The sequence below is a fragment of the Enterobacter sp. JBIWA005 genome, from assembly GCF_019968805.1.
Classification (GTDB): Bacteria; Pseudomonadota; Gammaproteobacteria; order Enterobacterales; family Enterobacteriaceae; genus Enterobacter; species Enterobacter vonholyi.
The window spans coordinates 41,908-51,830 of sequence record NZ_CP074159.1 but is presented as its reverse complement, the minus strand read 5'-3'; the positions used below and the strand labels follow the sequence as shown (position 1 = coordinate 51,830).

10 protein-coding genes are annotated in these 9,923 nt (G+C 55.8%); 4 read left to right on the top strand and 6 right to left on the bottom strand.

Translation table 11 applies throughout. The annotated features are described in order from the left end of the window. Positions 1-11 precede the first annotated feature (11 nt). The 5 genes from KGP22_RS00250 to KGP22_RS00225 all read right to left on the bottom strand — a co-directional run bounded on the left by KGP22_RS00250 (position 12) and on the right by KGP22_RS00225 (position 5,142). On the bottom strand, positions 12-1,709 hold the full coding sequence (locus tag KGP22_RS00250; RefSeq protein ID WP_223580839.1) for a ShlB/FhaC/HecB family hemolysin secretion/activation protein: 1,698 nt from the start codon (positions 1,707-1,709) through the stop codon (positions 12-14). 183 nt (positions 1,710-1,892) lie between these two features. Then, positions 1,893-2,846: a helix-turn-helix domain-containing protein gene (locus KGP22_RS00245; protein ID WP_223580837.1), complete on the bottom strand. Its 954-nt coding sequence runs from the start codon at positions 2,844-2,846 to the stop codon at positions 1,893-1,895. Positions 2,847-2,872: 26 nt separating this feature from the next. Continuing rightward, a complete protein-coding gene (locus KGP22_RS00235) occupies positions 2,873-3,652 on the bottom strand; it encodes an MBL fold metallo-hydrolase (RefSeq protein WP_245405363.1) in 780 nt (259 codons plus the stop codon). Between the two features lie 122 nt (positions 3,653-3,774). Beyond that, positions 3,775-4,575, bottom strand: a complete 801-nt coding sequence (gene nlpA / locus KGP22_RS00230) for a lipoprotein NlpA (protein ID WP_111964268.1) — start codon at positions 4,573-4,575, stop codon at positions 3,775-3,777. Positions 4,576-4,722: 147 nt separating this feature from the next. Then, positions 4,723-5,142, bottom strand: a complete 420-nt coding sequence (locus KGP22_RS00225; RefSeq protein ID WP_111964267.1) for a GNAT family N-acetyltransferase — start codon at positions 5,140-5,142, stop codon at positions 4,723-4,725. Positions 5,143-5,283: 141 nt separating this feature from the next. Here KGP22_RS00225 and KGP22_RS00220 point away from each other — a divergent pair, with 141 nt between their 5' ends. After that, positions 5,284-5,580 carry a YicS family protein gene (locus KGP22_RS00220; protein ID WP_115876738.1) on the top strand — a complete coding sequence of 99 codons (297 nt, stop codon included), beginning with the start codon at positions 5,284-5,286 and terminating at the stop codon, positions 5,578-5,580. Positions 5,581-5,628: 48 nt separating this feature from the next. Here KGP22_RS00220 and KGP22_RS00215 read toward each other — a convergent pair whose 3' ends face one another. Then, positions 5,629-6,579: a LacI family DNA-binding transcriptional regulator gene (locus KGP22_RS00215; protein ID WP_111964266.1), complete on the bottom strand. Its 951-nt coding sequence runs from the start codon at positions 6,577-6,579 to the stop codon at positions 5,629-5,631. Positions 6,580-6,872: 293 nt separating this feature from the next. Here KGP22_RS00215 and KGP22_RS00210 point away from each other — a divergent pair, with 293 nt between their 5' ends. Genes KGP22_RS00210 through KGP22_RS00200 form a run of 3 tightly spaced genes read left to right on the top strand, consistent with a single transcriptional unit; the run spans position 6,873 to position 9,921 of the window. Continuing rightward, positions 6,873-7,187 carry a PTS sugar transporter subunit IIB gene (locus KGP22_RS00210; RefSeq protein WP_014830072.1) on the top strand — a complete coding sequence of 105 codons (315 nt, stop codon included), beginning with the start codon at positions 6,873-6,875 and terminating at the stop codon, positions 7,185-7,187. Positions 7,188-7,198: 11 nt separating this feature from the next. Then, positions 7,199-8,524, top strand: a complete 1,326-nt coding sequence (locus KGP22_RS00205) for a PTS transporter subunit EIIC (protein ID WP_223580835.1) — start codon at positions 7,199-7,201, stop codon at positions 8,522-8,524. Between the two features lie 17 nt (positions 8,525-8,541). Then, entirely contained in the window at positions 8,542-9,921 is a 1,380-nt protein-coding gene (locus KGP22_RS00200) for a glycoside hydrolase family 1 protein (protein WP_111964265.1), read from the top strand. Positions 9,922-9,923: the final 2 nt, after the last annotated feature.

Here is a 9,923-nt window from a genome sequence, read left to right as displayed (position 1 = left end):
CGTAGAGTCTCTTAAAGCATGAAGGCAATGCGCCAGTTAACGCTCACATGATCCGGGCCGAGCCAGTCGGGGTAGTGCAGGGGCGTCCCGACCGAAATCTGGCTGCTGTACCAGCGCCCTGCGCTGCTCAGCCCCACCGAGCCTCCCCACAGCGTGCCGGAGGCAAAGCGGTCCTGACGGTCTTTTTCCAGCCAGCCGCCGTCAACGGCGACCGTTGCGCTCACCGCGCCAATCACCGGAAGGGTGAAGAGGGAATACCCCAGCTCGTTGCGCCAGTAGCCGCCGTTGTCCCCGGACAGGTACTGCTCCTTAAAACCGCGCACGGAGCTTTCGCCGCCGAGCGTCAGGCGCTCAGAGCCGTACAGCCGGTCGGGCGACCACTGGCCGTAGGCGCTGGTCAGCCACCAGGCGTTACGGGCGACAGGACGCTGGAAGCTGGCGTTCAGGCTCCATTTACGGAATTCCGCGCGCGGCATATCCCCGGACTTATCTTCGTCGGTTTCGGCACTGAACCACGGCATGCCGTGGCTCCAGGTCGGGTTGAAGGTCGCCACGCCGCCCAGCATTTTTTGCGTGTGCGTAATGCCCAGAACCAGGCTGGAGAGGTTGCGCGTGCTGCTCTGAAGCGGCGCGTCGTTGAGCCAGTTGCGGCTGGAGCGCTGAACCACGCCAGCCGCAATGCCGGTTTTCACCTCCCCGTTGCGGAAGAGCACCCAGGACGCGTTAACGCGGTGGGTTTTCGTATCGCCCGTGGAGAGCCAGTTGAAGCCCTGGTTACTGATGGTGGTCCGGTAGTTACTCCAGGCGTAGCTGTAGTCCAGTAATCCGTAGCCAAACGGCACGCTGACGCCCGCCTGGAAGTTCTGCGCATCGTACGCGCTGGCAAAATCGCTGCTGCGCCCGCCGCTGACAAACCATTTATCCGCCAGCCCCAGCATATTATTCGCGGTGAGCACGCCATTCAGCTGATTTTCACCGGTGCTCTTCTGCCCGCTATTATCCAGGCTTACCGATGCACTTAAGGGAAATTCCGGTTTTGCCGTAAGATTAACGATGGAATATCCGGCCTGCGTTCCCGGAAGAATTTCAATCTGAACCGGTTCGGCACGCAAACGGTTAATTTGCTCCATGCCCTGTTCGATGTCGCGTAAATTAAGGATGCCGCCGACCCGTCCCGGAAACGCCATTTTCAGCATGTGCGGCGTTTCGCCTTCCAGGCGGATCGCTTCCAGCCGTCCTTCCAGCACCACAATATTCAGCTGACCGCCGGAGAGATCCTGCTCGGTAAGAAAAGCGCGGCTGGTGATATATCCCCGGCTGATATACCAGTCAGAAATATGGGCGAGAAGCTCCGTTATTTTTGCCATATCCAGACACCGGCCCTGCCACGGCGCGACAAGGGCCTGCCGGGTTTTCGGGGAGATTAGGGTCGTGCCGGAAAGGGTAATGGTATCAATGGTGAAGCAGGGCCCGGCGCCGGTAGCCGGCAGCGGTCTGGCGGGCGCGGGACGAGGAATACTCCGCTCCAGCTCCTCACGCTGTTGCTGGTTCTGTAATAAAAGCTGCTGCTGTTGCTGCTGGATGGAATCGCGATCGGCTGGAGACAAGGGGGCAGCGTTAGCGCTCGCTGAAAAAAGCGCAACCGATAAGATAAAAATAATATAATTTGCTAATGAAATTATTCTCTTTTTTATTTTATTGCTATTCATCCATGCCACAAAATTTATTCGCAATTAATATTTTCGAAATATAAGAGCATTCTTAATGCGAGTATATCTAATTTGCGTTAGGGCTCATCAAATAAAATATTTTTTTAGAAAAATGAGAGGTCGATTAAGAAAAAATAATAAATTATTTAACTAAGCCTTAAATCTTGAGTTAGCCAAAATAAACTAGCTGTGAAGACGAAAGGTTTTTCTCCATTCCGCAGGGCTCACCCCAAAACGCGCCTTAAACTGCTGTCGCCAGGTGACGGCGGAATTAAATCCCACCAGCTCGGCCACGCGCTCAATCGGCATATTTCCGGCTTCAAGCAGGACCTGGCTGCGCCGCAGGCGTTCGGCGGTCAGCCAGTCGGCGACGCTCATCCCCGTAGCGTTAACAAAATGACGGGTCAGGGTGCGGCGACTCATCGAGACGACCTCTGCCAGCGAGTCCAGACTATGCGGTTCGGTGATGTGCTGCTGAAGATAGTCGATCAGGCAGTTAATGCGTCCGTCGCGGGTATCTTTGGGTACCGGCTGGGCGATGAACTGCGCCTGACCGCCCTCGCGGTGGGGCGGTACAATCATCCGGCGGGCAATCTGGTTGGCAACCACGCTGCCAAAGCGCTGGCGAATGATATACAGGCAGCAGTCCAGCGCGGCGGCAGTCCCGGCAGAGGTAATGATATTGCCGTCATCCACGTAAAGGGCATTAATATCCAGCCGAACGTTCGGGAAGAGGGACTGAAACTGACGTTCGAACTCCCAGTGGGTGGCCGCACGCTTACCGTCGAGGATCCCCGCCCAGGCCAGCACAAACGACCCCAGACACAGCCCGACGATTTCTGCGCCGCGGTCTCTCGCCTGCACCAGGCTGTCGAGCAGCGACTGCGGCGGGCGTTCAAGAACGTGCTGCCAGTAGGGAACGACAACAATATCGGCCTGCCCAATGGCGGTAAAATCCTGCGTGGCGTTGAGGGCAAATCCGTCTTTTGAGGTGAGGAACCCCGGCGTTTCGGCGCAGATCGTCACGTTAAAGCGCTTTTCTCCGGAGACCGAGTCGCCAAACAGGATGCAGGGAACGGAGTAGTGGAACGGGCTGAACCCGTCTACCGCGACAATCGCGACGTTGACTAGCGGCATTTGTCTCTCCTTTCCCTTTTAGATACTCAGAATATAACGGTTTCGCCATCCTGGGGAATGCTCACTGCGTCACTCACCTGGTTGGCTTCAACGTACTCACGCAGCGCGCTCCGGGTTAACAGGCAGTGGTTAATGGCTTCCATATGGCTCGCCACAATTTTGGCCTGCGGCAGCAGGAAATGGACGTTGAGCACGTCCTCCTGCCCCATAATAATGGGCCCAAAGCCAATGACGTGAGCATAGCCGGCGTTCAGCACCACCACGTCCGGCTGATGCTTTTGCAGATCGGCCGCCACTTCGTCACGCCAGACGGTATCCCCGGCAAGATAGAGCGTCTTCTCATCAGGATGACGCAGCACCACGCCACAGGCCTCGCCCAGCCTCTCCGCCAGTTCGGGCACGGCGTAAGCGCGATCGGTCCCGTGCTGCCCGCCATGGGTTTTCGTAATCTGAATATCGCCGAAGAAGGTCGCGTCGGTCATGATCGTCAGGTTGCTAAACCCCTGGCTGCGCAGCAGCGCGGCGTCACGTTCGTTTTGCACGTAGATCGGCTTATCTTTGGCGATCAGCTCTGCCGCGGCGCGATCCCAGTGATCGTCATGAGTATGGGTGACGATCACCGCGTCGGCGTCCAGCAGCGTGTTGATGTCAACGGGGAGTTCAACCGTCGGGTTACGGCGTTCGGCATACGCCGTGCCGGGAAAGCCCGGATAAGCGCCCTGCGGAGCCAGCATCGGGTCGATTAAAAAACGTTTTCCGGCGTAGGTAATCAGCTGGGTGGCGTTGCGAATGTGGGTGATGTTCATGGGCTATCCTCCGGTTGGTGTGATAAGGAGGATAGCCAGCCGTCGCGCGTCATGCTGTGGGTTAAAGGGCGATTACCGATGGAATCGGGCCAATTTAAGCAACCCTTTTTCCATCAGATTGTTTACCAGCCTGGCACCGCCCCGCCGTTGAAGATCGTCTCCGCCGCTTTCGCCACTTCAGGCGACTGATACGACTGGATAAACTCCTTCACGTTCTCGGCATCTTTGTTATCTTCGCGCGTCACCACGATGTTCACGTACGGCGAGTTTTTGTCTTCGATAAAGACGCTGTCATGCACCGGCGACAGCCCGGTTTGCTGGATATAGGTGGTGCTGATGATGGCGACATCGACTTTCGGGTCGTCCAGCACGCGCGGCAGCTGCGCCCCTTCGAGCTCCATGATTTTCAGCTGTTTAGGGTTGGCGGTAATATCCAGCGCCGTTGGCAGCAGCCCGGTGTCCGGCTTCAGGGTGATGAGCTTCTCTTTTTGCAACAGCAGCAGCGCGCGGCCGAGGTTGGTCGGGTCGTTTGGAATGGCAATGGTCGCCCCGTCCTTCAGATCAGAGACGGATTTGATTTTGCGGGAATAGCCAGCCATCGGGAAAACAAAGGTGTTCGCCACGGCCACCAGCTTGTAGCCATGCGCCTTGTTATCTTCTGCAAGGAACGGGCGATGCTGGAAGACGTTGGCATCCAGTTCCCCCTGGTTGGTGGCATCGTTAGGCAACAGCGAGCCGCTGAAGCCTACCAGCTCCACGTCCAGGCCATATTTCTCTTTTGCCACCTTTTTGGCGACTTCCGCCACGTCCTGCTCGGCGCCGTTGATGACGCCGACTTTAATGTGTTTGGCATCGTTGCCACTTTGATCGCACCCTGCCAGCAGCAGGCCAGCCAGTACCAGAGCACCCAATCGACGTTTCACAAGACAGTTCCTTTTGCTGAATGTTGTAGTGACTATATCGACAACGAGGCGGTGAAATAAAAACCGAAAAAGAATCAATAAGAAGGATAAGTTATATGCGGCTATGGCCGGGTGGCGCTGCGCTTACCCAGCCTACGGATTCAAAGCTTAAAGGGCTTTCGCCAGGTAATGTCGCTGCATGCCCGGATAAGGATAATCCTGCAAAGACATTTGCAGCTGGTACCCCTGTTTTTCATAGAACGGCCGCGCCTGGAAGCTGACGGTATCGACCAGCGCGTGCTTGCAGCCTTTGCGTCTGGCTTCCTCTTCGGCCGTTCTGATGAGCTGGCTGCCAACGCCGGATCCGCGCACGGTCTCGCTCACCCAGAGATAGTCGATATTCAGCCAGTCGCCTTTACGCACACCGATTAACCCGCCCAGCATGGCGCCATTATCGTCACGCACGTAAACGCCAACGTCGCCGCTAAAGGTCGCCATATCCAAAAATTGCGCGTTGTAGGCACGCAGCCCAACGAATAACTCTTCTTTTTCCTGCTGCGTAACCGTATTGGTAATGCTCAGTTGCATGACGTTCTCCCTGTTTTTGTGTGCTGTTTGACTATCTCACAGATACTTTACGGAGAAAATTCATACTTTCGGCTGGCGTCGCTACACTGAATGTAACGATATATTTCATGGGAAGCCTGTGACGTCAAAAGGGGATTGTTGATGAAAGCTGCACACCTTGTCTGCCTGCTGGTTTGTCTGCTGTTCGCCGCGTTTGTCCATGCTCAGGAAAAGGAGGATCCCGCGAAAGAGGCGCAAATAAAACAGCAGGTCCTGAAAGATATTAAGAAAACCTGTACGCCACAGAAAAAGCAGAGCGATAAAGCCTGGCAGGAGATGATTTTGTCGTCCGAGGCCAATCAGCTGCTAATCAAAAATGCCATTACCGCCGTGAAGCGCGACAACCTGGACGCCTACTGGGGGGCGATTGGTCAGGTGGATTGTATGGAAGATTATTGAATGCTGCTTGCCGGGTGGCGCTGCGCTTACCCGGCCTGGAAAATATGTTTAACGCTTACGCACATCCGGAATAATTAAATCTCCGCGCAGCACATACGAGCCCAGCATCTGCGTTTTCTCCGTCAGCCAGCTCACGATACGCGCCGCCATGGCATCCATGGAATATTCAATCGCCGGGATCACCGGAATACCCGGCAGGTGCAGCGATCCGGCAAGGCTAAAGACCATGATGTCATCCGGCACCGATTTATTAAACGCCTGCAGCTGCGGGATCACCCGCTGGGCTTCCTGCTCGTCCGCCACCAGCAGCGCGTTGAAGTTCAGCGTGCTGGCGTTATTAAGCAGCTCCTGCAGCGCAACGGACGAAGACGTCGCGTCCATAAAGACCAGGTTGCGATTAAAGGGCAGGAAATTTTTCTCCAGCGCGTGCTTGTAGCCGAGCAGCACCTGGTCGGCAAAACCGCTGCCGTGGGGGTGGATCAGCGCAATCTGGCGACGCCCCTGGCTGGTGAGATAGTTACAGGCAGTTTCTGCGGCAAAAGCGTGATCGAACTGGATGCTGTTGGAATTATCAGAATCCATGCAGTCCACCAGAATGACGTTGTCCATGTCGACGTCCAGCGGGAAACGGGCGCCGATCACCAGGATGTCATCACAAAGCCCGCAGGAAAGTTCTTCAAGGGCGTTCATCACTTCCGCTTTGCTGTGCGCGAAACGCAGCAGCAGGTGTTTTTGATGCTGGCTGAGCTGTTTTTCCAGCGCGTACAGATAACCGGTGGTCTGGTTAATATTCTCCTGCGCGCAAATGACCCCAATGCAGCCCGTCGACTGGCTCAGCAGCGACTGGGCAATCACGTTGGGACGATAGTTCAGCTCATCCACAGCTTTCAGAACGGCCTGACGGCTGGCTTCCTTAACGCCACGCGACCCACTCAACACTCGCGAAACCGTGGCTTTAGACACCCCGGCAAGACGTGATACATCATTGATTGTCGACATCTTTTTCCCCTGGCAGGCTTACCTCGCGCCTGCAAATTCCATCACCGCTTCGGCTCACATTATAGCCAGAACGGAGTATATCCGTTTCCGTTTTCCATGGAAACCGATTTTCCGTTTCCACTCAAAATGCTGTCAAACCAGCCAAATTATGTGACACACATCCGGTTAATTAGCCTCATAAGTATTGGATCTTGATGGCTATCACAGTTCTGCTTTTTATAAATGGAAACCGGTTTCCGTATCATGTCCAATCATCCTCGCAATAACTTTTTACATTTAGAGGATGGTTGTCGATGTTCAAGATTATGCTGTGCTGCTCTGCCGGGATGTCCACCAGCCTGTTGGTCAGCAAAATGGTCGATGTCGCGAAAGAACGTGGTTTGCCGGTGAAGATTGATGCGTACGGTGTTTCCGAATTTGATACGCAGTTTCCGCAATACCAGGTTGTCCTTCTCGGACCGCAAGTGAAATACATGTTACAGACACTCTCAGACAAGGCGGCTACGAAAGGCATTCCGGTGCAGCCCATCGATATGATGGACTACGGCATGCAGCGTGGCGATAAAGTACTGGACTATGCTCTGTCGCTCATCGAAGCGGCACACTAAAAGGTGTTCACATGAGTTCGTTATATCAATCCATGGTCGCGGTGATTGAGCAGTCAATTACCCCGCTGGCCGCAAAGCTCGGCCAGCAAAAGTATGTGATTGCCATCCGCGACGGCTTTACCGCCGCGCTGCCGTTCATGATCATCGGCTCGTTTATGCTGGTGTTCATCTTCCCGCCGTTCTCGGCGGATACCACCAACAGCTTCGCCCGCGGCTGGCTGGATTTCTCCCAGACCTACCGCGAGCAGCTGATGCTGCCGTTTAACCTCAGCATGGGCGTGATGACCTTCTTCATCTCGGTGGGGATTGGGGCGAGCCTGGGGCGTCAGTTTAACCTCGACCCGGTGATGTCCGGCCTGCTGGCCTTTATGGCCTTCCTGCTGGTCGCCGCGCCGTATGCCGACGGCAAAATCTCGACCCAGTATCTCTCCGGTCAGGGCATCTTCACCGCGCTGATCACCGCGATTTACGCCACCCGCGTTTACGCGTGGCTGAAGCAGAACAACGTGACCATTCGTCTGCCGAAGGAAGTCCCGACCGGCGTGGCGCGCTCGTTTGAGATCCTGATCCCGGTGATGGTGGTGATCGGTACGCTGCACCCGCTGAACCTGTTCATTGAAGCGCAGACCGGGATGATTATCCCGCAGGCGATTATGCACCTGCTGGAGCCGCTGGTGTCCGCCTCTGACTCCCTGCCCGCCATTCTGCTCTCCGTGCTGCTGTGCCAGATCTTCTGGTTCGCCGGTATCCACGGCTCGCTGATCGTTACCGGCATCATGAACCCGTTCTGGATGGCAAACCTCTCGGCAAACCAGGCGGCACTGGCAGCAGGCGCGGCGCTGCCGCACGTTTACCTGCAGGGCTTCTGGGATCACTACCTGCTGATTGGCGGCGTCGGCTCCACACTGCCGCTGGCGTTCCTGCTGCTGCGCAGCCGCGTTACCCACCTGCGCACCATCGGCAAAATGGGCGTTGTGCCAAGCTTCTTTAACATCAACGAGCCAATTCTGTTCGGCGCGCCGATCATCATGAACCCGATGCTGTTTATCCCGTTCGTGTTCGTTCCGCTGGTCAACGCCTGTCTGGCGTACGCGGCAACCAAGCTCGGCTGGCTGGCACAGGTTGTGTCATTCACCCCATGGACTACCCCTGCACCGATCGGCGCCTCGTGGGCGGCGAACTGGGCGTTGAGCCCGGTGGTGATGTGCCTGGTCTGTATGGTGATGTCCGCGCTGATGTACCTGCCGTTCCTGCGCGCCTATGAGCGTACGCTCATCAAAAACGAAGAGCAGAAGGCCCAGGCAACCGTCGGTGCCGCCGAGACCGCCAGCAATTAAGTCAAAGAGGAAGAGTCATGAAATACGCATTTCCCGATAACTTCTGGTGGGGCAGCGCAAGCTCCGCTCTCCAGACGGAAGGGGCAAGAGAGGGGGAAACCACGTGGGATTACTGGTTTGCCCGCGAGCCGAACCGTTTTCACAACGGCGTGGGGCCACAGCAGACCTCCACGTTTTATCAGCACTGGAAAACGGACATTCAGCTGTTGAAACAGCTGAACCACAACAGCTTTCGCACCTCGATTAGCTGGGCGCGCCTGATCCCCGACGGTATCGGTGAAGTGAACCCGGACGCGGTCGATTTTTATAATCAGGTCATTGACGAGCTGAACGAACAGGGTATCACGCCGTTTATCACTCTGTTCCATTTCGACATGCCGATGGCGATGCAGGAAATAGGCGGCTGGGAAAACCGCGACGTGGTGGACGCGTACGCCCGTTACGCGCAGATTTGCTTCGAGCTGTTCGGCGATCGCGTGCTGCACTGGTTTACCTTCAACGAGCCGATCGTGCCGGTGGAAGGCGGTTATCTGTACGACTTCCACTACCCGAACGTAGTGGATTTTCGTCGGGCAGCCACCGTGGCGTATCACACGGTGCTGGCCCATGCGAAGGCGGTTCAGGCCTACCGCGCCGGGCACTACGCGGGGGAGATCGGCATCGTGTTGAACCTGACGCCGTCGTATCCGCGCTCGCAGAACCCGGCAGACGTGAAGGCGGCGCACGTTGCGGATCTGATGTTTAACCGCAGCTTCCTTGACCCGGTCCTGCGCGGCGAATACCCGGCGGATCTGGTGGCGCTGCTAAAATCCTACGATCAATTACCCTCCTGCAAGCCGGAAGATGGTTTCCTGATTGCGGAAGGGAAAATCGATCTGCTCGGCATCAACTACTATCAGCCGCGTCGCGTGAAGTGTCGCGACAGCGCGGTGAACCCGCAGGCGCCGTTTATGCCGGAGTGGTTCTTTGATAATTACGAGATGCCGGGCCGCAAGATGAATCCGCACCGCGGCTGGGAAATCCACGAGCCGGGTATCTACGATATTCTGATTAACCTGCGCGACAATTACGGCAACCCTCGCTGCTTTATTTCCGAAAACGGCATGGGCGTCGAAAATGAGCAGCGTTTTATTGAAAATGGTCAGATTAACGATCAATACCGCATCGAGTTTATTTCCGAACATTTAGCCTGGCTGCATAAAGGGATTAGCGAAGGGTGTAATTGTCTTGGCTACCATATGTGGACGTTTATAGATAACTGGTCGTGGTGCAATGCCTATAAAAATCGCTACGGATTTATCCAGCTCGATTTAGAGACGCAGAAACGCACCATTAAGAAAAGCGGGGAGTGGTTTGCCGCCACCGCGTTAAATAATAGTTTTGAAAAAGAGTCATGATT

What these genes read in the sequence shown, in the direction of transcription:
- KGP22_RS00250 (WP_223580839.1), bottom strand. Translation starts at nt 1,709, where the DNA reads ATGAATAGCAATAAAATAAAAAAGAGAATAATTTCATTAGCAAATTAT.
- KGP22_RS00245 (WP_223580837.1), bottom strand. Translation starts at nt 2,846, where the DNA reads ATGCCGCTAGTCAACGTCGCGATTGTCGCGGTAGACGGGTTCAGCCCG.
- KGP22_RS00235 (WP_245405363.1), bottom strand. Translation starts at nt 3,652, where the DNA reads ATGAACATCACCCACATTCGCAACGCCACCCAGCTGATTACCTACGCC.
- KGP22_RS00225 (WP_111964267.1), bottom strand. Translation starts at nt 5,142, where the DNA reads ATGCAACTGAGCATTACCAATACGGTTACGCAGCAGGAAAAAGAAGAG.
- KGP22_RS00220 (WP_115876738.1), top strand. Translation starts at nt 5,284, where the DNA reads ATGAAAGCTGCACACCTTGTCTGCCTGCTGGTTTGTCTGCTGTTCGCC.
- KGP22_RS00215 (WP_111964266.1), bottom strand. Translation starts at nt 6,579, where the DNA reads ATGTCGACAATCAATGATGTATCACGTCTTGCCGGGGTGTCTAAAGCC.
- KGP22_RS00210 (WP_014830072.1), top strand. Translation starts at nt 6,873, where the DNA reads ATGTTCAAGATTATGCTGTGCTGCTCTGCCGGGATGTCCACCAGCCTG.
- KGP22_RS00205 (WP_223580835.1), top strand. Translation starts at nt 7,199, where the DNA reads ATGAGTTCGTTATATCAATCCATGGTCGCGGTGATTGAGCAGTCAATT.
- KGP22_RS00200 (WP_111964265.1), top strand. Translation starts at nt 8,542, where the DNA reads ATGAAATACGCATTTCCCGATAACTTCTGGTGGGGCAGCGCAAGCTCC.